Origin of the sequence: Duganella qianjiadongensis (genome assembly GCF_009857915.1) — a bacterium.
GTDB classification, from domain to species: Bacteria; Pseudomonadota; Gammaproteobacteria; order Burkholderiales; family Burkholderiaceae_D; genus Rugamonas; species Rugamonas qianjiadongensis.
Map to the genome: position 1 here is coordinate 131,504 of NZ_WWCM01000012.1, position 23,327 is coordinate 154,830.

Sequence of the window (23,327 nt, forward strand, 5' to 3'; positions counted from 1 at the left end):
CTGTGCTGACTGTATTCCAGCGGCTGGAAGCGTGGTTCCTGCGCCGCAGCGCCATGCTCGATCATCCCCGTGCACCGTTTTACGCGGCGCTGCTCGTGCCGCTGCTGCTGGCGTTGCAGTCCCTGCTGCTGGGGCAGGATGATGGCTGGGATATGCGCAACTACCATCTGTACAATCCGTACGCGCTGCTCAATGGCAGGCTGGCGCTGGATTTCTCGCCGGCCGGTTTCCAGAGCTATTTCAACCCGCTGCTCGATCTGCCCTACTACCTGCTGACGCGCTATGCGCCCGGTGCTGTGGCCGGTTTCGTGTTCGGCTGGCTGCACGGGCTGAACTTCATACCCTTGTCCATGCTGGCGCGCCAGTTGCTGCCGGAGCGCCAGCGGGCGGCTTTGCTGCTGGCGCTGGCGGGCTGTCTGGGCGCGGGCTTCCTGTCCGAACTGGGCAATAGCATGGGTGACAATCTGACCTCGCTGCTGGTGCTGTGGTCAGTGCTACTGGTGCTGCGCCATGGCGTGGCGGCCAGCGTGCGCACGCTGTTGCTGGCGGGGCTGCTGATGGGCGCAGCGGCCGGTCTGAAGCTCACCAATATCAACTATGCGGTGGCGCTGTGTCTGGCCCTGCTGGTGTGGCCGCAGGCGTTCTGGCGCCGCATCGGACTGGCATGGTGGTTCGGTGTGGGCGTGCTGGCGGGGCTGGCGGTAACGGCAGGCTGGTGGTGGGCCACCATGTGGCGGCTGTATGGCAACCCCCTGTTCCCGCAATTTAACGACATCTTCCGCAGTCCGCTAGCGGCGCAACTGGGCGTGCTCGATACCGAGCATCTGCCGCACACGCTGACGGAAGCGGTGTTCTGGCCGTTCGTGTTCACCCGCGATATTGCGCGCATTGCCGAAGTACCGCTGCGCCAGTTTATCTGGCCGCTGCTGATGGTGCTGCTGGTGGCTTATGTGGCGCGGCGGCTGTGGTGCCGCTACCGCGCCGTTACGGTGACTGCCGCTGCCACCGTGCCTGCAGCGGCGCAGGTGCTGCTGGTATTCACGCTGGTGGCCTATCTGATCTGGCTGAAGCTGTTCAGCATCTACCGCTATCTGGTGCCGCTGGAACTGCTGGCGCCATTGCTGGTCTGGCTACTGTGTCATGGCCTGATGACAGCAGGCCGGGCGCAGCGCGTCGCCGGCTGGGCACTGACCGCCTGCGTGCTGTACACGCTGCCGTTTGTGACGTGGGGCCACAGCGGCTGGACGGCGCAGGCCTTCCGCGCCGAAGCACCGCAACTGGCGCAGCCACAGGCCAGCGTGGTGTACATGGTGCGCACGCCGATGGCGTGGCTGACCCGCTTCTTCCAGCCGGAGGTGGCGTTCATGGCGATCGGTAGCGGCTTCCCCGAATCCGGCGCCTATCTGCAGCGCTTGCGTGCGCAGGCGGCGGCGCGCACCGGCCAGCATTATGTGATGCTGCCCGCGGCCGTAAACATCCGCCAGAGCGGCGCCGAGCGCAAGCTGGCGCTGGCCCGCGCGCTAGGCCTGACGGCCAGTGCGGCCGATTGCACCAGGCTGGCCGGCTGGCTGGGCAAAGTCCGTTTCCAGGTCGAGGTGCAGGCACTGGAAGCGGCTACGGCTGCTGCATCGGGACAGGCCTGCACGCTGGTATTGCAGCCTCAGTACCGCGCCGATCTGGTCGCCGAGGATGCGGCGCTGCAAGCCGAGGTGCAGGGCCATCTGGCTCACTATGGGCTGATGCTGCAGCCCGCAGGCTGCCGTACCTACCCGGCCTATGTGGGCACGGAAGCCCACCCTTACCGCCTGTGTCCGGTGCAGCATCTGCCGCCAGTACAGCCCTGAGCGCTGTTTATTCTTCGATTCTGACGGTATGGCCGGCGGCGCGCAGTGCCGCTAGCGCCTGTTCGCGCTGGTCGTCCTTGAACATGACGTAGTCGGTGTCATAGGTGGACACGGTGAAGATGCTGACGCCGGCCTGTGCGAGCGGGGCGGTAATCGAGGCCAGTATGCCGACCAGAGCGAAATCGAGCTGGCCTTCGACGCGCACGATGCGGTAGCCGCTTTCCTGTTTGAGCTTGGCGGGAATGACCGCCTGCGGGCAGACGATGGACAGCTCGCTGGCGGTGCGGGTGATGGAGACGAAGCTGTCGCAACGCTTGCTCCAGCCCGGTATGCGCGCAATGGCCGGCAACTGGGCCACGCCCAGCCGTGTTTTCATCAGCGTCAGGGTCATCTTGGGCGGCGCCGCCGGTTCGGCACGGAGCGGTGTCATACAAAACAACAGTGAACTCAGGCACAGCAAGGGGAGCAGGGGCTTTTTCATGGCGCAGGCAGGTCGAACAGGGGTATAGTCTTGTGAGAATAACATGCCTATCCGGCATGTGTCCGCTTCTTTCCAATCCAGTTCCGGAGGTGTGCGATGTCGCTGTTTCCCCGCAATCTAGCCCTGATCATGTCGCTGCTGCTGGCCCTGCCAGCCTTTGCCCAGCAACCGAGCTACGGTGCGCCCATCGCGCTGGAGCAGGCCAAGAAAGCGGCCGCCGGCGCCGTGGCCGAAGCGCGCAAGCTGAAGCTGTCGGTGGCGGTGGCCGTCGTCGATACCCATGGCGCGCCCGTGTATCTGGAAGTGCTGGACGATACCATGACGGCCGGCCCCAATTTCGCCCTGCAGAAAGCCCGCACGGCGGCCATGATGCGCCGTCCCAGCAAGGCGCTGGAAGATGGTATCGCCGGTGGCCGCAACGCTTTGCTCAGCCTGCCCGATCTGCTGATGATAGAAGGCGGCGAGCCGATACTGCTCAATGGCAAGCTGGTGGGGGCGATCGGCGTTTCCGGTGGCGCCAGTGCACAGGACGGGCAGATTGCCCGCGCCGGTGTGGAGGCCAGCCGCTAGGGCGGAGTGGGGCGCAATCCGGCGGCCGGCAGGGCGGCCGACCGGCCGGATCCGGTAAGGGGCGAATCAGAAATTAAACCGGGTTGCTACGCTGAGGGCGTTGGCGTCGGAATACAGGCGTGCATATTCGATCGAGACGGCGCTGGAACGGGTGATTTGATAGCTCAGACCGGCACCGAAACTGGCGCTGCTCTTGGAACTGGCGGCGGAGCTACTGCCCAGGCTGACCTTGACCTTGCCACTGGTGGCACCGAACACGCCATACACGGACAGGCCGTCATCAATCGGCTGGCTCCATTTGGCATAGACGCCGGCCAGCCGGTTGAATTTCACATGGAAGTCGGCGCCCGCGAGGTTCAGGGTGTCGCTGCCGGCGCCGCCCGCCAGACGGGCTTCCAGGGCCACGTGCTGGTTGAAGTCATAGCCGAATATGGCGCCCAGTGTGGAAGGTGAAACATTGTCGCCTTTGATGACGGCGTTCTTGACGGTCACACGCGCGTAGCTGGCACCCAGGTAAGCGCCGCTGCCTGCCGGAATGGTGGTCTGTGCGCAGGACATTCCTGCCGCCGTGATGAGGACGGCGGCGACTATTTTATTCAACATGATTCTGCTTTCGGTCTGAGTGGAGGTGATGCTGTATAGGCGGGCGAATACTACATGAGTAAATTAATTGCGAATCTATACAATTGTCACAGGCACGGGAAGGCTGGTCTGGTGACGGTGTTTTTGTGCGCAAGCACAGAGCGGTATTGCCCGGACTGTACGTGTAGAGGTCAGGTGAGTTGATCTATAACAGCGCGTTTGCCTGCATAACTGTCGGGACGCCAGATTTCTCCAGCGAGCGCCAGGCCGCCATGTAACAGCATGAAAGAATTTTCATCTGTGCAGGAATTGCAGTTATATAATCTTCAACCTTAACTTTCTTATAGGGGCTATTAAGAGTGAAGCTATTAACTGCCATCATGCTCAGCGCCGGCATACTGTCGCCTGCGTTTGCCACGACGACGCCTGCACCGGCTAGCGCTGCTGCTGCCAAAGCTGCTCCCGTTAAAGTCACTTCGGTGGAAGGCATTACCGAATACCGTCTGGCCAATGGTCTGCGCGTACTGCTATTCCCCGACGCCAGCAAACCTACCCTGACTACCAACATCGTCTACATGGTGGGTTCGCGCCACGAAAATTATGGCGAGACTGGCATGGCGCACTTGCTCGAACACCTGCTGTTCAAGCCCACGGCCAACTTCGGCATCAAGAAAGGTACTAAGACACCGGTAGAAGTGCTGAACCAGATCGGCGGCCGCTTCAACGGCACCACGTGGTATGACCGCACCAACTACTTCGCCACCTTCCCTGCCAACGACGACAACCTCAAGCAGATGCTGGCGCTGGAAGCGGACCGCATGATCAATTCGCCCATCAGTCAGGACGATCTGTGGAATAACAAAACCCAGAAGGGCGAGATGACGGTCGTGCGCAACGAGTTCGAAAGCGGCGAGAGCGATCCGTTCCGCGTTACGCTGGAGCGCACCATGGCGGTGGCCTTCGACTGGCACAACTACGGCAAGTCCACCATCGGCGCCCGCTCGGATATCGAAGGAGTGAGCGTGGACCGCCTGCGCGCTTTCTACCAGCGCTACTACCAGCCGGACAATGCGATCCTGATGGTGGCGGGCCGCTTTGATGAAAGCAAGGTGCTGGCCCAGATTAACGAATTGTTCGGCAAGATTGCTAAACCAACCCGCGTGCTGGCGCCGACCTACACTACCGAACCGACCCAAGATGGTGAACGCTCGGTCAACATACGCCGCAGTGGCGGTACCCAGTTGCTGGCCACCGGCTACCATGTGGCACCTGCCAGTCACGCCGATGCAGCCGCGCTGCAGGTACTGGGCAAGATCCTGACCGATGCGCCGAGTGGCCGTCTGCACAAGGCGCTGGTCGATAGCAAGCTGGCTTCCAATGTGATCGATCTGGACTTCAACCAGATGGAACCGGGCTACCGTCTGTTCGGCGCCGTAGTGCCGAAGGAAGTGCCGCTGGCTACGGTAGAAGAGGTCATGCTCAAGACGCTGGAAGACATCAAGTCCCATCCGATCACGGACGCTGAAGTAGCGCGTGCCAAAGTGGCGATCGCCAAGGACATCGACCAGATCGTCAATGACACGGCGCGCTTCACTATCGCCCTGACTTCGGCGCAGGCGGCAGGTGACTGGCGTCTGTTCCATCAGCGCCGCGATCAGGTGGAAGCCGTCGATGCTGCCGCTGTGCAGGCCGCTGCAGTCAAGTACCTGAAGGCTTCCAACCGTACGCTGGCGCGCTTTATCCCGACCGATAGCGCCGACCGCACCGAAGTGCCGAAGACGCCGGACGTCGCGGCACTGGTCAAGGACTATAAGGGCCGCGCCGTGATCGCGCAGGGCGAAGTATTCGATCCTAGCCCGGACAATATCGAGCAGCGCGTGCAGCGTTCTGCGCTGGCCAACGGCATGAAGCTGGCGCTGCTGTCCAAGAGCACCAAGGGCAATACTGTCAGCGCCACCGTGCAGCTGCGCATGGGCACTGCCGACAGCCTGCAGGGCAAGGCAGCCATCGGCGAAATGACGGCGGCGCTGCTGATTGACGGCACCACCCGTCTGTCGCGGCAGGAAGTCAAGGATAGCTTCGACAAGCTCAAAGCCAATGTGAATATCTCCGGCGGTGCGGAAGGCATCACGGCCAGCGTCACCACCACGCGCGCGAATCTGGCGGCGGCGCTGGATCTGCTGGCCGAATCGCTGATGCATCCGGCTCTGAGCGAGAAAGACTACTCCGAGCGCCAGCGCGAATCGATTTCGGAAACCGAACAGCAGATGACGGAACCGCAGCCGCTGGCCAGCGTGGCCATGCGCCGCCTGACCAACCCCTTCCCGCAGGGCCATGTGCGCTACGTGAAGACGCTGCCGGAACAGCTGGCGGAAGAAAAAGCCGTGACGCTGGAACAGGTCAGGGCCTTCCACCAGGCTTACTACGGTGCTGCCGCCGGCAGCCTGTCGGTCGTGGGCGACTTCGATGTGGCAGCCGTGCAGGCCCAGGCGGCCAAGCTGTTCGGCAGCTGGAAAGCCGAGCAGGCCTATGTGCGCATACCGGCCGAGATGAAGCCGGTCGCAGGGCAGAAGGTGGCGCTGGAAACGCCGGACAAGGCCAACTCGGTGCTGCTGGCGATCCAGCCAGTGCCGCTGAAGGATGATGCGGCGGTGTATCCGGCTCTGCTGATGGGTAACTACATGCTTGGCGGCGGCGCACTGCGCAGCCGTCTGGCTGACCGTATCCGCCAGAAGGAAGGCCTGTCCTACGGCATCGGTTCGCAGTTGTCGGTGCCCTCGCGTGATCCAGCCGGTCTGTGGCTGGCCTTCGCGATCAGCGCGCCGCAGAACACCGTCAAGGTGGAAGCGGCTCTGCGCGAAGAAATCGACAAGGTGCTCAAGGACGGCTTCACCGAGGCAGAGCTGGCCGATGCCAAGAAAGCCTGGCTGCAATCGCAACAGGTAGGCCGCACCAACGATGGCGCTCTGGCTAGCCGCCTGTCGAACTACCTGAGCTTCGACCGTACCATGGCCTTCGAGAAGGATCTGGAAGCCAAGGTCAGCGCGCTGACGCTGGCACAGGTCAACGAAGCCCTGCGCGCCAACCTGAAGCCGGAAGCTATTTCGGTGGTCAAGGCAGGCGACTTCGCCAAAGCCGCTGCAGCGCCGGCAGCACCGGCCAGCAAGCCTTAAGCCGGATCAGCCCCAGCGCATGCCCTAGCGGATGCGCTGGCGCTTGAGGGTGTAGCGCGTCACCCGTTCTTCCAGCACGTTGACGCCTATGCCCGGCCCGGCGGGCATGGCAATGTAGCCATCGTCGGCCAGCACTACCGGCTGGTCGACGATATCTTCCTTGAAGTAGCTGGCCGTTTCGGCCGTGTCGCCTGCCAGCGTAAAGCCCGTTGCGGCCTGTAGCTGGATATTGAAGGCGCGGCCTATGCCAGTTTCGTCCATCCCGCCCGACCACACGCCCACCCCGGCCTGTTCGCACAGCGCGGCAATGCGCAGCGATTCGATCATGCCGCCTACCCGTCCCTGCTTGATGTTGATGATGCGTGCCGCATCAAGCGCCAGTGCCGCCCGGGCATCGTCGAGGTCGTGGATGGATTCGTCCAGACATAGCGGCGTGCGCAGTTCCTGCTGCAAGGCTGCATGCTGCACGATGTCGCTGTAGGACAGCGGCTGTTCTATCATGGTCAGATGGTAGGCATCGAGCTGGCGCAGCAGCGCAGCATGTTCGAGTCCGTAGTCGCCATTGGCGTCGGCCATCAGCGCGATGTCCGGATAGGCGGCGCGCACGGCGGCCACCCACTCCACATCCTTGCCCTGCATGATTTTCAGTTTGACCCGGTGATAGGGGCGGCGCAGTGCATCGCCCACGGCGTCCAGCAGCGCCTCGACGGATGGCTGTATGCCCAGCGCCACGCCGGACTGGATAGGCCGCGGGCGTAGTCCCAGCAGCTGGTGCAGCGGCACACCCTGCTGGCGTGCAATCAGATCGAGCAGGGCGTTCTCCAGCATAGCCTTGGCCATGCCGTGGCCGCGCACGGGGCTCCAGCTGGCCAGCAGCTCGGCCAGCGTCTGGCCCGGCGCCAGCAGCGGCAGCAGGAAATCCTGGAAGATGTGGCGCACCGTGCGCGTAGTTTCGCTGGCGTAGAACGGGTCTGGATCGGCCACGCATTCGCCCCAGCCCACCACGCCGCCCGATTCCAGTCTTAGCAGCAGCGCTTCCTTGGCGGCCCAGGTGTGTACGCTGGTGGAGAAAGGCCGCAGATAGGGTATGCGTACCGTGATCAGGTCGATCCGGTCCAGCGCCGGTACGCGCGCCTGCGCAGCGGGGGAAACAGCAACAGGGCAGTGCAGATAGTGTGGATTCATGGGGAGACAGTATTTAGACGGGTAATGAGCAGCGTGTATGGACCCTGGTTCGGTTCCGGGCTATCAGTTGTAGCCATAGACTACGGCAAAAGCCACCATCCCCATCGACATCAGCAGGATCAGTAGCTGGAAGCGCCAGATGATGCCGAACCAGCGCGTCCATGGCACGCCTGCCACGCCCAGCGTTGCCATCAGAATGGCGCCGGTAGGAACGCTCATATTTGCCATGGCGTTGCCCAGCTGGTAGGCCAGCACGGCGGTCTGGCGGGTGACGCCCACCAGATCGGACAGGCCAGCCATCAGCGGCATATTGATGGCCGCTTGCGCGCTGCCCGAGTGGATCACGAAAGTAAATGCCGTCTGCACGGCCAGCATGCCCTGCGCGGCCAGTATCGGCGGCCAGGTTTCCAGCATGGTGCCCATGCTGTGCAAGAAGGTGTTGAGCACGGAGGGGGCGTGCGGATTGGAGCCGCCCAGCAGGTATTCTATGCCCTTGGCCATGGAGATCACCAGCACGGCCGGCATCAGTTGCTGGGCACCGTTGATGAAGGCTTCGGCGGCGCCATCGGCACTGAGGCGCTTTGCCAGAATGGAGATCAGCGCCGTGTACAGGCACAGGGTGACGAACTGGGTGGCGATTTCGGGTATGAAGTAGCCTGCTGCCACCACGCCCCAGACGATCCAGACGATGGTGGCGACGATGCCGGCCAGGATCAGGCGGTCGGCCATGGTCATCGCGGCGTGCTTGACGGCGGACGAGGAGGCACTGTCCTCGCCATCGGTCGGCTGCGGAAGCTGGCGGTGGCGTTCTGCATACCACAGCGTGAAGACAATGCCGGTGCTGACGAAGATCACGAACATCACCATGCGCAGCGGCGCGCCCGACAGCAGCGGCACATTGGCGATGCCCTGCGCCAGCGCCACGCCGAAAGGATTCATCCACGAGGTGCCGAAGCCGATCTGGCTGGCCACATAGGTCATCATCACGCCCACTTCGGGCGGATAGCCCATGCGCCGGATCAGCGGCAGCAGCAGGGCCAGAAAAGCGATGGTTTCTTCACCCATGCCGAATACGGCGCCACCGGCAGCGAACGCCGCAAACAGGCTGCCCAGCAGCAGGCGCGGGTGGTCGCCCGTCATCGCGATCAGGCGCAGCAGGCCACGGTCTACCGCGCCGCTGGCATTGATCACGCCGAAGGCGCCGCCCACCAGCAGGATGAAGGCAATCACGCCGATGGCCGAGCCGGTACGGCTGCCCGAGGTCATGCCTTCGAACGGCGCGTTGAACAGGCCCACCTCCTTGCCGCTGGCGAACCACGCGATATGGATGTTGTGTTCGGCCACGCGATAGGAGTCGAGCGAAATAGCCACGCCTTTTTCGAAATAGCCGGCCGGTACCCAGGGCACCAGCAGGGCCACGAACAGGGCAATGAACAGCAGAATAATCAGGGTATTGGGAACTTTGAAGCGGCTAGCGGGGCTGCTCATGGCAAGGGTCTCGGCAGAAGTCTGGGCAAAATGAGGTGACGCCCTGCCTGCCATGCATACAGCGGCATGACAGGACAGGGCGCCGGAGGGGACTTAGAACTTGTACTGCAGGTTAGCGAAGAACGAGCGGCCGCGTGGATCGCCGTAGGTCGGATCCCAGGTCACTTCGAAGTAGCGCGACTGGTTGGTGAACGGTGGCGCCGTATCGAACATATTGATCACGCCGGCACGCAGCTTGAGGTTCTTGCTGAATGCATAGCTGCCCGTCAGATCCCACAGCGAATAGGCTTTCACATCACGGTCGTTCCAGCCCGGATCGGCCAGACCCGGAATGTTCTGGTCACGGTAGCTGGAGAAGAAGGTGTTACCCAGCGTCATACTGATCGGACCCTGAGTCCAGTCAATATTGAGCTTGTGGCGCCAGCGCTGCACGGCCTTATCGTCGCGGAACACGCCCAGACCGTCGGTCATCGGCGAGTTAGGATCGGACTGGAATTTGTACTCGGTGATCAGGGTGCCATTCAGGCTGGCGCTGAAGCGGCCCAGCGTGGTAGCGTCGCCGTGCCAGTTCAGGCCGACGTCCAGACCGGAGGTATTGAGCTTGCCGCGGTTCTCTTTCTTGAACTGCAGATAGGACACAGCACCGTCGCTGTCGCGCACCACGATTTTCGGATCGTTGTAGTAGACCGGATTGTCGAACACGGTCTGCTCGCCGATTTCCGAAATGATGTCGGTCTTGCGGATGATCCAGTAATCGAGGCTGGCGTTCCAGTTGCGGTTAGGTTCCAGTACCAGACCTGCCGAGAACTGTTTGGATTTTTCCGGCTTCAGATTAGGATTGCCGTAGCGGTCCAGATCGAACTGGGCGATCTCGCCCGAGACAGGATCCTTGACGAAGCTGGCAGTGGTGCCCGAGCGCACCGGCAGGAACAGTTCGGCGATCGACGGGGCGCGGAAGCCGGTACCGTAGGAAGCCCGTGCCAGCACTTCCTTGCTAGGACGGTAGCTCACGGCCAGCTTGGGGTTGGTGGTTTTGAGTTCCGGCGCAGTCAGCTTGGTGATCGGATCATAGACGGCCTTGTAGCGGTCATGACGGATGGCGAACTGGCCTTCCCATTCCTTGCTGAACGGCGCGTTGATCTCGGTGTAGAAACCGGCGATATCGCGCGAGTTGGACGAATCGGCCAGCAGCTCGTCGGAGCTGGAGCGGTCGCCCTGCACGTCGTTGGTGCGCAGCGCATCGGTCGACGTGAACGAGGTTTTTTCGCGCCGTACTTCACCGCCGATGGCCAGCATGGCGTCGCCGCCGCCCAGTGCCATCAGGGCGTGGGTCAGCTTGCCATCGACGCTGTCGCTAGTGCCTTTGGAGATACGGGCAGCACCGTTGATCTTGATCGAGTCCATGAACTTGCGGCCCGAGTCATCGGTAGCCGGCACGAAGGGGTTGTATTTGCCGCTGGCGATACCGGCCAGCAGTTTGCTGCGCGAGACCCAGCCATCGATATCGAGGTCGGTGGCCTTGTTTTCGCTGTGGTTGTAGGCGGTATCGTATTCCCAGCTGCCCAACTTGCCGGTAGCGCCCAGTACGAAGCGCGACGCTTTACTGGTCACTTCCGAAGTGCGGCGGCCCGCATCGGTCAGACGGAAGCGGAAGTTGATCGGGGTGGTAATGCCGGTCTGGGCCTGCAGTGCAGCGGGCAGATAGATGCCGGTGCTGGTGCCGTTGATGCTGCCCGAGGTGGCGGGAGAAGCGGCGTACTGGGTTTTGGCCTCGCTGATCAGCGCTTCGGCAAATACCTGATGGTCATCGGCCAGCTGGAAGGTGGCGCGGCCGATGAAGCTCTGTTTCTTCGACTCCGGATAGACTTCCGAATCGCCCATGTAGTTGAAGGAGCAGCCTTCCGTGCCACCGGGGCCCAGCGGACGCACTACGTTAGGGCTGCCGTCGACGCAGGAGGATTTGCCGAAGTTGACGCGGCGGCCAGGCGAAGGCAGCCATGTGCCGCCGGGGCCGGAGCCTTTCAGGTAGCTGGATTTGTTGAGCAATGCCAGCTGGGCGGCCGTCAGGTCCACGTTGGCAGGGAAGGTGGTGCTGGAGAGCTGCGGCGACAGACGGTCCGGCAGGCTGTATTCCTGCATGAACTTGCGCTGCGAGCTGGCCAGACGGCCGGTCTGCTGCAGGTCCAGTGCGCCGAAGATGTTGAAGCGGTCGGTCGTGATGTCGCCATAACCGCCCGACAGCGAAGCCGATTGCTTGCCGCCGCCGCCTTCGCCCGTGCGCAAGGTGTACACACTGACATCGCCGCCCTGATAATCCTTGCGGGTGATGAAGTTGATCACGCCGCCCATGGCGTCGGTACCGTAAATCGCCGATGCACCATCTTTGAGCACTTCCACGCGCTGGATGGCGCCAGCCGGAATATTGTTCAGGTCCACGCCCGAGTTGTCGCCGGGGCTGGCGAAGTTGGCCATGCGGCGGCCGTTCAGCAGTACTAGCGTGCTGGACACGCCCAGACCGCGCAGGTTGGCGCCGTTGAAGCCGCGCTGGCCGCCCATCACGTCGGACACGCTGGCGCCGTCGGTCAGGCCGCCCACGTTGGAAGAGATCTTCTGCAGCAGTTCGGCGGCGGTGGTGACGCCGGATTTGTCGATATCTTCGCGCTTGATGATTTCCACCGGCAGCGCAGCCTCGCCTTCGATGCGCTTGATGCTGGAGCCGGTAATTTCCACGCGCTGCATGGTCTGCGCCTGAGCATTCAGGCTCATGATGCCCAGTGCCAGCATTACGGCATGGGTACAGCGGGAGCGGCGGAATGCGGACGCCTCGTGCTTGCTTGGTGTTTTCATGCGATCAGTCCTCTGAAGTGAGTATTTATACGCAAGCGTTATGCCGGCGCCGCCCTGATAGGCTAGTTTATGGAACAGTTTCAGTGTATGCAGCACAGACCGGCTTGCGCGCATCGGACAGTGCATGGGTCGCTCTGGGAAAATGCCGTGTCGCATTGTTGCAATCTAATCAGTAATCAGCTGTTGCGGACTTCCGACAGTGCGACATGCAATTGCCAATGTGCGCAAAGAGCGGCCTGATGCGGGCTATCGTCGCGCGATCAGTGGCAACATAAGCGCCTATCCCATCGTTGTGAAAGGCTGTCGCTGTGAAATCCGTGTCGCTATTGCTGCTGTGTGCAGCCCAACTGACAGCGCAACTGCTGGCCGGTTCCGCCCAGGCCGAAGAATCTGCACAGGCGCTGGCCTTCCAGCCCGTGGCCGGCACCGTCATCCCGATGGGCGGCGCGGTGCGTGACAATAATGAAGCCGTGCGCCAGCGGCTGGTGCAGCTGGCCGGCGGCACGGCGGCGCGCTTTGTGGTGATACCCACTTCCTCGTCGCTGCCGGAGAGTTCGGGCGCTAATGCTGTAGAGCAACTGCGCCGGCGCGGCGCGCAGGCTGAGCTACTCAAGATTGCTCCCATGTGGAAAGGCGAATCGCTGGAATCGGCCCGCAAGGCCGCAGCCGATCCAGCCAATGTGGAAAAGATCCGTAATGCTACGGCGGTATTCTTTACCGGCGGTGCGCAGGAACGCACGGCCGATGTGCTCAATCCCGACGGTGTGGCTTCGCCTGTGCTGCAGGCCGTGCGCGAGCTGCAGGCGCGGGGCGGCGTGATAGCCGGCAGCAGTGCCGGAGCTGCCATTATGAGTACGGTGATGTTCCGCGATGCGCTCAATCCGGTGCAGGTGATGAAGGGCGTGATGCGCGATGGTAAAGAGATCGAGCGGGGGCTGGGCTTTGTGGGCGACCAGCTGTTCATCGACCAGCACTTCCTCAAGCGCGGGCGGGTAGGGCGCATGCTGGCGCTGATGCTGGCCAAGGGCTACAAGGTAGGGCTGGGCGTGGATGAAGATACCGCAGCCATCATTCACGGCAGCGAAATCGAAATTGTCGGCGCCAGCGGTGCGCTGCTGGTGGACCTGCGTCAGGCCAAGCGCGAGCCGGGGCCGGTGCATGTGAAGAATGTGCGGATCTCCTACCTTGATAACGGCGACCGCTACGACCTGTCCAAACTGCAGGGCAAGGTCATGGCCGCCAAGCAGGCGCACGGCGAGATCAAGTTCCGCCAGCCCGGCTTTGTCTCCGATCTGGAAAATATCCGTCCGGCCTACACCGATATGCTGGGCGAAAATACCATACTGCGCGCGCTGACCCAGCTGGTGGATGGCCCGCGCGACCATATACGGGGCATCGCTTTCGATCTGGAACAGCTGCCCGATGCGCCGGTGGCCGACCCTGCGCCGGAACTGGGCTTCGAGTTTATCCTGCGGCGCGATGAACACACCCACGGCTGGGATAGTGCAGGTCTGGACGATAACGAGTACTCTATCTTCGATGCACGGCTCGATGTGCGGCCGATACGTATCAAGGTTCCCTTCTATCAGGCGTGGAAATGAAATCAGGATTTTGTCTAGCGGCGCTGCTGCTGTGCGCTCAGGCGACGGCCCAGGTGGGAGCGCCCGTACCGCCTGCGCCACTGGCCCAGTCGCTGACGCTGCACGCAGCGCTCGACGCTGCTGCGGCCCAGGTGCTGCCGCAGGTGGTGAACTGGCGGCGCGACCTGCACGCCCATCCCGAGCTGGCCTTTCACGAGCGCCGCACGGCTGATCTGGTGGCGCGGGAATTGAGCCGCATGGGTTACCAGGTGACGCGGGGCCAGGCTGAAACCGCCGTGATCGGCCTGCTCGATACTGGCCGGCCCGGCCCGGTGGTAGCGCTGCGTGCCGATATGGATGGCCTGCCTGTCACGGAAGAAACCGGGCTGCCGTTTGCTTCGCGCGACAAAGCGCAGGTGGGTGGCAAGGAAGTGGGCGTGATGCACGCCTGCGGTCATGATATGCATGTGGCCATGCTGCTCGGTGCAGCCCGCGTGCTGGCCGACATGCGCGGGCAGCTGGCGGGGGCGGTCAAGCTGGTGTTCCAGCCGGCCGAGGAAGGCGTGGCCAATGAACCGAATGGGGCCGAACGGCTGGTCAAGGCGGGTGTGCTGGAGAATCCCAAGGTATCGGCCATGTTCGGCCTGCATGTGGGCATTACGCCCCAGTCCACCGGCACTATTTCCACCCGCGCGCGCGGGCTGATGGCCAGTAGCGATACCTTCGAGATTGCTGTGCAGGGCCGCCAGACCCATGGCGCGCTGCCGTGGAACGGGGTTGATCCGGTGGTGGTGGCAGCGCAGATCGTACTGGGCCTGCAGACCATCGTCAGCCGCCAGACCAATCTGACCGTGGCGCCGGCCGTGATTACGGTGGGCACCGTGCACGGCGGCCAGCGTGCCAACATCGTGCCCGCTGAAGTGAAAATGAGCGGCACCATCCGCAGCTTCGACCCTGCCGTGCGAGAACAGCTGCTAGTGCAGATAAAACGCACGGCGGAAAATCTGGCGGCGTCCGCCGGCGCTACGGCGCAGGTGAGCTTTGATGCCGGCTATCCCGTGACATGGAATGATCCGGCGCTGACGGCGCAGATGCTGCCTAGCCTGCAGCGCGTGGCCGGCGCGCAGTTGCTCAGCGACGTAGCGCCCAGCACCACCTCGGAAGATTTCTCGTATTATGGCCAGCAAGTTCCCTCCATGCTGTTCTTCCTTGGGGTGAATCCGGCGGGTAGCGACCCCGCACAGTGGGCCGCCAACCACTCGCCTCGTTTTAACCCTGACGAAGCAGCTCTGCTGACGGGCGTACGCGCGCTCGCCAGTCTGGCTGCCGACTATCTGACTACACACCTGACTGCACACTGAAAACTCTCATGGAACAGATCACTATTGCGCTGCCATCCCCCGCTGCCGGAACCACCCGCAGTCTGAGCTATCTGCGCTTCGGCCAGCAAGGCAAGGGGCCCAAGGCCTACATCCAGGCGTCGCTGCATGCGGACGAACTACCGGGCATGCTGGTGGCCCATCATCTGCGCGCGGCGCTGACCGAACTGGAACAGCAGGGCCAGTTGCTGGGCGAGGTGATCCTGGTACCGGCTGCCAATCCCGTCGGGCTGGCGCAAACCCTGCTGGGCACCAGCCAGGGCCGGTTCGATCTGCGTACGGGGCAGAACTTCAATCGCCTGTTCCACAATCTGTCGCAGGATGTGTGGCAGCGCGTGCAGGCGCAGCTGGGACAGGATGAACAGGCCAACCAGCAGCTGATCCGTGCGGCCATCCGGGCCAGTCTGGCCGATGGCCAGCGCGATCTGGCTGCTGCCGACGAACTGTCGGCCCAGCGGCTGGCACTGATGCGGCTCGCCGCCGATGCCGATGTGGTGCTGGACCTGCATTGCGATTGCGAGTCGCTGCTGCATATGTACGCGGGCACGCCGCTGTGGGACCGCGTGGCGCCGCTGGCGGGGCTGCTCGGTGCCCATGTGGCCCTGCTGGAGACGGAATCGGGCGACGATCCGTTTGATGAGGCTTGCTCGCGCATCTGGTGGGATATCGCGGCACTGGCGGGCGAGCGCTTCCCGATTCCGCTGGCCTGCGTGGCGGTAACCATCGAGCTGCGCGGCTTTATCGACGTCAACCACGCCACGGCCGCGCATGATGCTGCGGCCATACTCGACTATCTGCGCTTGCAGGGCATGGTGGGAGGGCCGTTGTCGCAGCCGGTACCGCCGGCCTGCGAGCCGACCCCGCTGGCTGGCTGCATGCCGGTGGCGGCACCGGCGGCCGGGCTGGTAGTTTATCTGCGCGAGCTGGGCGAAACTGTGCGCGCCGGTGAGCCGATTATCGATCTGATCGATCCGGTTAGCGGTAGCGTACAGCAGTTGCTGGCGCCGGTGGACGGCTATTACTTCGCGCGCGAGAACCGGCGCTACGTGGGTCCCGGCACGCGTCTGAGTAAAGTGGCCGGCAAGGTCGCGCTGCGCAGCGGCCCGCTGTTATCGGCGTAACAGGGCAGGGCGGCTTTAGGATAAATAGTATGGGAACACCCTGTTCGATTGCACTGATTCTGTTACCCGGCTTCTCGCTGTTTACGCTGGGTGCGGTGCGCTCCGTGTTCGCGCTGGCCAATGAAGTGGAAGGCGAGCCTTTGTACCGGCTACGCCAGTACAGCGCGGACGGCGACAGCGCCAGCACGCAATGCGGTCTGACGCTGGCGGCCGAAGCGCTGGAGCAGCTGCAGGCGGAGCAGGGCGGATTGCTGCTAGTGATAGCCGGCGAACGTCCCGATGAGCGCCTGAGCGTAGCGGCCAGCCATCATCTGGCGCAGCAGTTGCAGCGCTTCGGACTCGATAATGGCTGGACCGTCGGTGCCAGTGGCGCGGGCGCGCAGTTGCTGGCCCAGCATGGCCTGCTGGAAGGTTATCGCGCCGCCATCGACTGGCAGATACAGGCGGAAGCTGCCAAGCGCCATCCGGGCACCGTGTTCACTACAGGGCTGTTCGAGATCGACCGCAACCGCATCAGCGCCGGTGCAGGTGCGGCCGTGACGGACATGCTGCTGCACTGGCTGGGCAAGCGCCATGGCAGTATCTTTGCGGCCGAAGTCGCGGTAGCGCTGGGGCTGGAGCGCATGCGCGGCGGCGACGAACGCCAGCCCGTGCCAGCTTCTTCCCAGCCTGCGATAGGTTCGGCGCGCCTCAAGGATGCGCTGGAACTGATGGCGGCCAATCTGGCCGAACCGCTGCCGGCAGAGGATATCGCCCAGCTGGTGGGCGTGTCGCGCCGCCAGCTGGAGCGCCTGTTCCGTCAGCATCTCGATACGCTGCCATCGCGCTATTACCTCGAATTGCGCCTCAAGCACGCACGCCGCCAGCTCAAGCAGACCACCCTGTCGATACTGCAGGTGGGGCTGGTGTGCGGATTCACCTCGGGTTCACATTTTTCTACCACCTACCGCAATTATTTTGGGTACACTCCGCGGGAGGAGCGCGCCCGGCATACCATGCCGCTGGTCGAGACTGATAATGCCGGAGACGATAACGAATGAACCACATGGATTACCTGCTGCGTCCGGCCACGCTCGATGACCTCGACGTCATCGAAAAATTTTCCCGTGCTGCGACTTTCAGTATCCGTACCTTGAAACCGGATCGTGCCCGCCTGGCGGCGCGGGTGGAGCGTTCGCTCAAGGCGTTTGCCGGCAGCGAACCGTTGAATGGCGACGAGATCTATCACTTCGTGCTGGAAGATTTGCGGGCCGGGCGGGTGGTGGGCACCAGCGGCATTGTCGCCAGCGCCGCTTCGAACGGGCGTTTCTATTGCTACCGTAACGAGTTTCTCGTGCACGGCAGCGAGGAACTGGGCATCACCAACCGCGAGCACACCTTACGGCTGTGCGAGGACCTGTCCGGCCACACGCTACTGAGTTCTTTCTACATCGAGCCCGAATACAGCGACACGCTGGCGCCGCAACTGCTGTCGCGTGGCCGGCTGCTCTTCATCCGTAACTATCCGCACCTGTTTGCCGAACGCATAGGTGCGGAAAACCCCGGTCTGTGCGACGACGAAGGCAATAGCCCCGTATGGGATGCGCTGGGCCACCGCTTTTTCAAGATGCCTTTTCCCGAGGCCGAACAGCGCACGGGGGGGCGTTCCAAAAGCTATATCGCCGAGCTGATGCCGCGTAATCCCGTGTATGTGTCGCTGCTGACCAAGGACGCCCAGTGGGCCATGGGCCAGCTGCATCCCGATGGCGAACTGCCGTTCGGCATACTGGTGGCGGAAGGCTTCGATGTGGATTCCTACGTCGATATTTTCGACGGCGGGCCGATAGCGGAAGCGCGCGTGGCCATGCTGCGGTCGGTGGTGTCGGCGCAGGATGTGGCACTGCGTAGCGCTCCCGGCGAGGCGGGCGAAGCCTGTCTGGTGGCGAATCTGGAACGGGCGGGTTTTCGCGCCACGCTGGCGAACGGCGTATTCCTCGAAGAGGGTTTACAGCTCCCGGATAGCACCATTACGTTCTTAGGGCTAATGGACGGTGCGTCGGCTTGTGCTGTAAGGCTGGACTAATTGTATGCGGAATTCTTGGAAGAGTTCTTCATGAATCTGTAGCCTTGATTTTCATAGTCTCCACTCGTGCAGGCGTTACCATGTGAGGCCTTAGACGATCCGTTATCGTCTGGATGGCGCATCCGCTGACTGTTGCGATTCCGGGCATTCGTTAGTCCAATCGACGACTTTCATGTATTTTACTTTTTCGCCGATGGTGTACACCGTTAGGCATTGATCGTCACGCTTGTAGCGCATGATACAGTTCGAATAATCGATGCTGCATGAGTCAAACTCTCTAATATTCAGTTTGGCAAGTTCATGTTCAACTCCCATCAGGGAATAGTGATCGTCAGCATGGACGTGAATAGGCTTCCATTTCTGCTGAATAAGTAGCTTACGTGCTGCACTGAAAGGCATGTCTTTATGCAGTGTGAGAGGAGTTCCTGTCGCTAATAGTGGGATGAGAGACGCAAGGGAAAGTATTTTTCGGACCGTGATCATTTCACGCTACCTCCTGAACTCTTGTAGTCGGACTCGAATTTTTCAAAAGAGACGGATCGTTGCTTTGGATAGCGGCCAGTCTTACCCTTTCCTCTGGGGAGAGCAGACCATCGATGCGACGCTTCTTCTAATGCGGCATTGATGTCGCCGGATTGGATACTATCGATGACCCTTATAGTTCGGAGAATTTCTACCGCGATAAGGTCTTGAGTTTCGGGTGTGAAATCGTTCAATCCCATTTGTCCGCCCATCTCACGCCAAGTTTCAATATTTTCCTGATACATTCCTGCGGCCGTTGTCTTACCTCCAAATCCAGGTCCAGGATGAGTGGAGTAATTGGTGAAACGCCAAGGATCGTTTTTCTTGCCTTTTATGGCACCGAACATGAAGTCATAGCCACCGCCCTCCGCTTCAGCAATTGCCTTCAGAAACGCCCAAACGTTCGTGTTCTTGAGCAGGATTCGATTCTCTGCCAGTCGTCGCTCCCTGCAGAGATCTATTTTGACAGGCTTAGCTTCTGCATCTTCCTTTGGCGTTGTATTCCGGGTTGTTCGATGATGCAGGATGCGGCCGGATGGAGAGGTCACTGTTGAAGGCATATGCTTATCCTATAGGTAAATTTCGATGGGCTTTGATTCGGTAAACGTTGAAATAAGATGTGTATGTCCATTTGCATCCGTGGTGCCAAACTCAAGTTCCCCGTCTGTCGTTCTTAATGCATATTCTGTATTGATCAAAAGTTCACCAGTATCTCCATCGAACAGAATGTACCTGTCGTCAAATATCGCTGCCTTGTTTGAAGTTCGATCCATGGGCGCACTAGCGCTGGTGGCAGAAATGGCGATAGTTTGATACCTGACGAACTGCACCGGTAATAGTCTGGGAGGGATTAGGCATCCGCAGTTGCATAGATCGTCTTCCAACGCAATTTTCTTGCCGTTCCAAGTCTCTGCAATTCGCGGCCCGGTACACATAATTTTTCCTTGCGATTTGCATGCAGGGCAGAAGATGGCATCGCCCTCAAGAGCTATTTTGCTTCCGTGAATACTGCCGTTGCTACTCGCGGTGATTACCTTGCCACCTGCGCTAGTTGATGCACCCAAAGTGATCGTATGGCGTTTCATCTCGATTCCTCTCACGCAATGAGTATGGGGGGCGGACAAGATTCAGGAAATCATTTTGAATAGCGCAAAAACTTCAAAATTGCGCGAGCGCAAGAAGACTGCGTGGCGCCGACAAATTGAGTAGGGACTAACAGTGATTACGATGCGTGCTTTATCTATGCTCATCCTACGGACTGGTATGTATCGGTGGGGCTGGAGGAACAGCGCGATGTAATTGGGTAGTCGATAGAAATTGCATATTAGCACTATCAACGTAGCCCACTGGATATGCAGGCTGCGTGTCTGAAGTTGTATTTACGGCGCGGAGGAGGGGGGCAATTCTTGGCCTCGCCGCAAATTACTTGATGCTGTTGCAAGCCATTTATTGCTATACTTTATGCAAATTTTCCTTAAATACAACTGAGAAAATCACATGCCAATTTTGCAGTCAGACCTCGCTCGCGCTTCCTCGAGAGGCGTCATCCGTAAGAGTGTTGTCCGTTCTGGGCAGCCCACTGCGTTCCTTTGCCATTCCCACTTGGATCGCGCGCTTGCCGAAGGGCTCCAGACTTTGCTTCACGAGGCCGGGTGGGAGGTCTACATCGATTGGCAGGATGCCGAAATGCCAGCGTCACCTAATCGAGTGACCGCAGGTCGTATCCAAAGCCGCATTGTGTCCGCAGATTGGTTCTTGTTTCTTGCGACTGCGAACTCGACGGCATCAAGGTGGTGTCCGTGGGAAATCGGTTATGCAGACGGTAAGAAGCCTTTGGGGCGTATTGCGGTGATCCCAACCACCGATACTTCGGGAAGGCATCACGGGAACGAATATTTGCAACTGTATCAGCAGATTACGCCGGCCGACGTTGGCGGCCTAGCGCTGTTCCCAGCAGGGCAAAACACTGGTGGGAGTTTTGTTAAAAACTTATAACAGTTAGTACTTCTCGTGCACAACTGTGTGGGCTTTCTTGCCTCATCAGGTGCGCCATGATTCAGCAGTTGAGTTATTTCAATTTATCGGAGACCTGATGGCCCTTTAAGAACTCGCAGTCTTGGGTGCGCCAACTGTTGAACAGATCGCAAAGTTTCAGGAATTGTTACAGGCCGCGTGCAGTCAGTTTCAACTCGAGTTGGGACAAGATATAGCGTTGACCATCCAGCCGGAAGAATTCCGGCCTGATAGCAGAGCCGCAGCTGCCGCGATCTTTTTTGGCGGCATCAACTCGGTAAACTTGGACATAGCGAAGGTCATCGACTTTGACGCGATGACAGTTTTACCGATTGCGTCTAGTGATGCTGCGGTAATGACCGAAATCCCGCCCCCGTTGCGCCGTTTGAACTGTCTGTTTGCGGATAAGGTGACACCAGAGCGAATCTTCCATGCACTTCTCGAATGTGTCGGTCTTCTGCCTCGGCAAAGGCGGGTATTCATCAGCTACAGACGAAATGAGGCAACTCCATCAGCGGTGCAGCTTTTTGCTGAATTGTCGTCACGGCAGTTCGAGGTCTTCCTTGATACACAAGGTATTGGTCCGGCAGTGGATTTTCAGGAAACTCTATGGCATCAACTATGTGATGTTGACGTACTGGTGATGTTGGAAACACCGGGATATTTCGAGAGTCGATGGACAAGCGCGGAATACGGACGGGCATTGGCAAAAGGAATTGGTGTTTTGCGAATTCAATGGCCGGACACGACGCCATCGATTCACACCGGTACAGCAAGCTTGGTTGAAGTTGTCCCCGAAGAACTCGATGTTGTAGGACAATTTGCGCAATCCGCTATTGATAGGATTTGCTCGCAGCTGGAGGATGTCCGAAGCCTTAGTCATGCCACAAGGCATCTAAGCATGGTGACTGCGGTTCAGGATGCAGTTCAGCAAGTAGAGGGGAAATTTGACGGTATCGGAGCTAATCGTACGTTACATTTAACCTTGCGGTCCGGCCGAAAGCTGATGGTGCAACCTACGATTGGAGTTCCGACGTCGACCATTTTGCAAGAGACGTTCGAGCGGGCCGGACCGGATGAAAGTGCGATTGTCTATGATCACTTTGGTTTGAAGCGTAGCTGGCAATCTCATATGAATTGGTTGGCGCAGAAGGTTCCCGGCGCTAGATGGATTAAGAAAACTGATGCCGCTTGGGATCTTGGCGGCTGGGAGGCAACCTAATGCGCCGCATATTTCTGTCCACAAGCATTCCGCAACCAGGTCGTGGAGACTATCACCTGACCGCGAATCCCTTTTTGATTCAGTTTGCCGTCCGAGAGTTATTAACCGTCTGCCTTGGGCGACGATTGCTGGTTTGGGGAGGGCATCCCGCCATTACCCCGATGGTCTGGGCAGTATGTGAGGAACTAGGGGTTGAGTACTCCAAGGCCGTTACGCTTTACCAAAGTAAGTTATTTACCGAATATTTCCCGGATGAAAATAAGCGCTTTGGAAATGTTGTGCTGACTGACGCTGTTGATGGCGATGAGGCGCAAAGCCTCTTACGGATGCGCACCGAAATGCTGTCTGGTACGTTCGAAGCAGCAGTGTTCGTCGGGGGGATGGATGGGGTTGTTGCTGAGTTTGCTATGTTTCAGAAAATGCATCCGAAAGCAAAGGTGTTGGCCCTTCGATTGCCCGGCGGCGCTGCGTTAACTTTAGCGGATCAGATGGGGCAAGCTGAGAATCGCATTGACTTTGCGCGAATGTTTCACGAAGAGTTGGGCATATCGGCGACCGAGAAACGAGATCAGATTTAATGGCTGAAGGGCTCACCTCGCTTTGTTGCAAGGCTGCGTCGATCGAATCATTGTAGATTTTTATTCGGAGAAACAAATGGCAAGGAAGGTCTTTTTCAGCTTTAAATACGAAGATGTGACCCGCGCAATGGTTGTTCGCAATAGTGCGATCACCAAGGGTAAAGAAGCCGCTGGCTTTATCGATAAGGCGGAATTCGAAGAAGTGAAACGAAAAGGTAAACAAGCCATCAAGAACTGGATTGACGAACAGATGAAAGGAACTTCTGTCACCGTCGTTCTGGTAGGCGAGAAGACCTGCGATAGCGAGTGGGTCGCGTATGAAATCGAGCAAAGCAAACTTCGTGGTAACGGCTTGCTTGGAATTGACATCAGCAAGATTAAAGACTTTAACGGCAACACGACTGAACGTTGCGGTGAACTTCCTGCTGGCTATGATTTCTATCGTTGGAATGCTGACGACGGGTTTACAAATTTGGGCGATTGGGTGGAGAAGGCTGCCAAGGCCGCCGGGAAATAAAGCGGACGATTTGAAAACTTGCCTCCGAGTGTTCTGGCGAGCCTGTCAGAATTTTTGTGTGAATCCGGGGTCATGAAATAATACCGAAAGGGATTTTCCATGACCGACGTAATGACCACTAAGAAGCCAAAAACCAAGAAGCAGTACCCGTTTCCCGTTGAAC

20 protein-coding genes and 1 pseudogene are annotated in these 23,327 nt (G+C 60.0%); 13 read left to right on the plus strand and 8 right to left on the minus strand.

Translation table 11 applies throughout. The annotated features are described in order from the left end of the window. Positions 1 to 2 precede the first annotated feature (2 nt). Complete coding sequence (locus tag GTP27_RS16970) at positions 3 to 1,844, plus strand: hypothetical protein (protein ID WP_161040350.1); 1,842 nt, start codon at positions 3 to 5, stop codon at positions 1,842 to 1,844. A 7-nt stretch (positions 1,845 to 1,851) separates the two neighbouring features. Here the strand turns inward: GTP27_RS16970 and GTP27_RS16975 are convergent, their stop codons facing one another. Continuing rightward, positions 1,852 to 2,274 carry an ACT domain-containing protein gene (locus GTP27_RS16975; protein ID WP_202416872.1) on the minus strand — a complete coding sequence of 141 codons (423 nt, stop codon included), beginning with the start codon at positions 2,272 to 2,274 and terminating at the stop codon, positions 1,852 to 1,854. 147 nt (positions 2,275 to 2,421) lie between these two features. On the opposite strand from GTP27_RS16975, the gene GTP27_RS16980 reads away from it, so the two are divergent. Continuing rightward, positions 2,422 to 2,895, plus strand: coding sequence for a GlcG/HbpS family heme-binding protein (locus GTP27_RS16980; protein WP_229634093.1), 474 nt, complete (start codon positions 2,422 to 2,424; stop codon positions 2,893 to 2,895). A 66-nt stretch (positions 2,896 to 2,961) separates the two neighbouring features. Here the strand turns inward: GTP27_RS16980 and GTP27_RS16985 are convergent, their stop codons facing one another. Then, complete coding sequence (locus GTP27_RS16985) at positions 2,962 to 3,498, minus strand: outer membrane beta-barrel protein (RefSeq protein ID WP_161040351.1); 537 nt, start codon at positions 3,496 to 3,498, stop codon at positions 2,962 to 2,964. A 338-nt stretch (positions 3,499 to 3,836) separates the two neighbouring features. Between GTP27_RS16985 and GTP27_RS16990 the strand changes: the two genes are divergently transcribed. After that, entirely contained in the window at positions 3,837 to 6,650 is a 2,814-nt protein-coding gene (locus GTP27_RS16990; protein WP_161040352.1) for a M16 family metallopeptidase, read from the plus strand. 24 nt (positions 6,651 to 6,674) lie between these two features. Here GTP27_RS16990 and menC read toward each other — a convergent pair whose 3' ends face one another. From menC to GTP27_RS17005, 3 genes are all read right to left on the minus strand, one after another. After that, positions 6,675 to 7,835 (minus strand): o-succinylbenzoate synthase, encoded by a 1,161-nt coding sequence (menC, locus tag GTP27_RS16995; protein ID WP_161040353.1) that lies wholly within the window; start codon positions 7,833 to 7,835, stop codon positions 6,675 to 6,677. A gap of 63 nt (positions 7,836 to 7,898) precedes the next feature. After that, positions 7,899 to 9,323 (minus strand): transporter permease, encoded by a 1,425-nt coding sequence (locus GTP27_RS17000; RefSeq protein ID WP_161040354.1) that lies wholly within the window; start codon positions 9,321 to 9,323, stop codon positions 7,899 to 7,901. Between the two features lie 93 nt (positions 9,324 to 9,416). Further along, on the minus strand, positions 9,417 to 12,170 hold the full coding sequence (locus GTP27_RS17005; protein WP_161040355.1) for a TonB-dependent receptor: 2,754 nt from the start codon (positions 12,168 to 12,170) through the stop codon (positions 9,417 to 9,419). Positions 12,171 to 12,478: 308 nt separating this feature from the next. On the opposite strand from GTP27_RS17005, the gene GTP27_RS17010 reads away from it, so the two are divergent. The 5 genes from GTP27_RS17010 to GTP27_RS17030 are packed head-to-tail and all read left to right on the plus strand — an operon-like array spanning position 12,479 to position 18,312. Continuing rightward, positions 12,479 to 13,771, plus strand: coding sequence for a cyanophycinase (locus tag GTP27_RS17010; RefSeq protein WP_161040356.1), 1,293 nt, complete (start codon positions 12,479 to 12,481; stop codon positions 13,769 to 13,771). Next, positions 13,768 to 15,111: an amidohydrolase gene (locus GTP27_RS17015; protein WP_161040357.1), complete on the plus strand. Its 1,344-nt coding sequence runs from the start codon at positions 13,768 to 13,770 to the stop codon at positions 15,109 to 15,111. Before GTP27_RS17010 ends, GTP27_RS17015 begins: the two co-directional genes overlap by 4 nt. A gap of 8 nt (positions 15,112 to 15,119) precedes the next feature. Next, positions 15,120 to 16,250 carry a succinylglutamate desuccinylase/aspartoacylase family protein gene (locus tag GTP27_RS17020; protein WP_161040358.1) on the plus strand — a complete coding sequence of 377 codons (1,131 nt, stop codon included), beginning with the start codon at positions 15,120 to 15,122 and terminating at the stop codon, positions 16,248 to 16,250. 29 nt (positions 16,251 to 16,279) lie between these two features. After that, the gene (locus GTP27_RS17025) at positions 16,280 to 17,290 is read left to right on the plus strand and encodes a GlxA family transcriptional regulator (protein ID WP_161040359.1); all 1,011 of its coding nucleotides are present in this window, start codon (positions 16,280 to 16,282) and stop codon (positions 17,288 to 17,290) included. Beyond that, entirely contained in the window at positions 17,287 to 18,312 is a 1,026-nt protein-coding gene (locus GTP27_RS17030) for an arginine N-succinyltransferase (RefSeq protein WP_161040360.1), read from the plus strand. The genes GTP27_RS17025 and GTP27_RS17030 overlap by 4 nt, the downstream gene beginning before the upstream one ends. A gap of 102 nt (positions 18,313 to 18,414) precedes the next feature. Here GTP27_RS17030 and GTP27_RS17035 read toward each other — a convergent pair whose 3' ends face one another. Genes GTP27_RS17035 through GTP27_RS23835 form a run of 3 tightly spaced genes read right to left on the minus strand, consistent with a single transcriptional unit; the run spans position 18,415 to position 19,919 of the window. Further along, positions 18,415 to 18,795, minus strand: a complete 381-nt coding sequence (locus GTP27_RS17035; protein ID WP_161040361.1) for a hypothetical protein — start codon at positions 18,793 to 18,795, stop codon at positions 18,415 to 18,417. Further along, positions 18,792 to 19,394: a lysozyme family protein gene (locus GTP27_RS17040; protein WP_229634095.1), complete on the minus strand. Its 603-nt coding sequence runs from the start codon at positions 19,392 to 19,394 to the stop codon at positions 18,792 to 18,794. The genes GTP27_RS17035 and GTP27_RS17040 overlap by 4 nt, the downstream gene beginning before the upstream one ends. Before the next feature lie 9 nt (positions 19,395 to 19,403). After that, positions 19,404 to 19,919 (minus strand): PAAR domain-containing protein, encoded by a 516-nt coding sequence (locus GTP27_RS23835; protein WP_229634097.1) that lies wholly within the window; start codon positions 19,917 to 19,919, stop codon positions 19,404 to 19,406. Between the two features lie 138 nt (positions 19,920 to 20,057). Between GTP27_RS23835 and GTP27_RS23840 the strand changes: the two are divergent. From GTP27_RS23840 to GTP27_RS17070, 5 genes and pseudogenes are all read left to right on the plus strand, one after another. Further along, positions 20,058 to 20,141 (plus strand): annotated as a pseudogene (locus GTP27_RS23840) (nucleotidyltransferase domain-containing protein); the annotation flags it as partial. 190 nt (positions 20,142 to 20,331) lie between these two features. Then, entirely contained in the window at positions 20,332 to 20,829 is a 498-nt protein-coding gene (locus tag GTP27_RS17055; RefSeq protein ID WP_161040362.1) for a toll/interleukin-1 receptor domain-containing protein, read from the plus strand. Between the two features lie 121 nt (positions 20,830 to 20,950). Continuing rightward, positions 20,951 to 22,069, plus strand: coding sequence for a Thoeris type III anti-phage system protein ThcB4 (gene thcB4 / locus GTP27_RS17060; RefSeq protein WP_229634098.1), 1,119 nt, complete (start codon positions 20,951 to 20,953; stop codon positions 22,067 to 22,069). After that, positions 22,069 to 22,647, plus strand: a complete 579-nt coding sequence (gene thcA / locus GTP27_RS17065) for a Thoeris type III anti-phage system protein ThcA (protein ID WP_161040363.1) — start codon at positions 22,069 to 22,071, stop codon at positions 22,645 to 22,647. Before thcB4 ends, thcA begins: the two co-directional genes overlap by 1 nt. Before the next feature lie 76 nt (positions 22,648 to 22,723). Beyond that, the gene (locus tag GTP27_RS17070; RefSeq protein ID WP_161040364.1) at positions 22,724 to 23,164 is read left to right on the plus strand and encodes a TIR domain-containing protein; all 441 of its coding nucleotides are present in this window, start codon (positions 22,724 to 22,726) and stop codon (positions 23,162 to 23,164) included. Positions 23,165 to 23,327 lie beyond the last annotated feature (163 nt).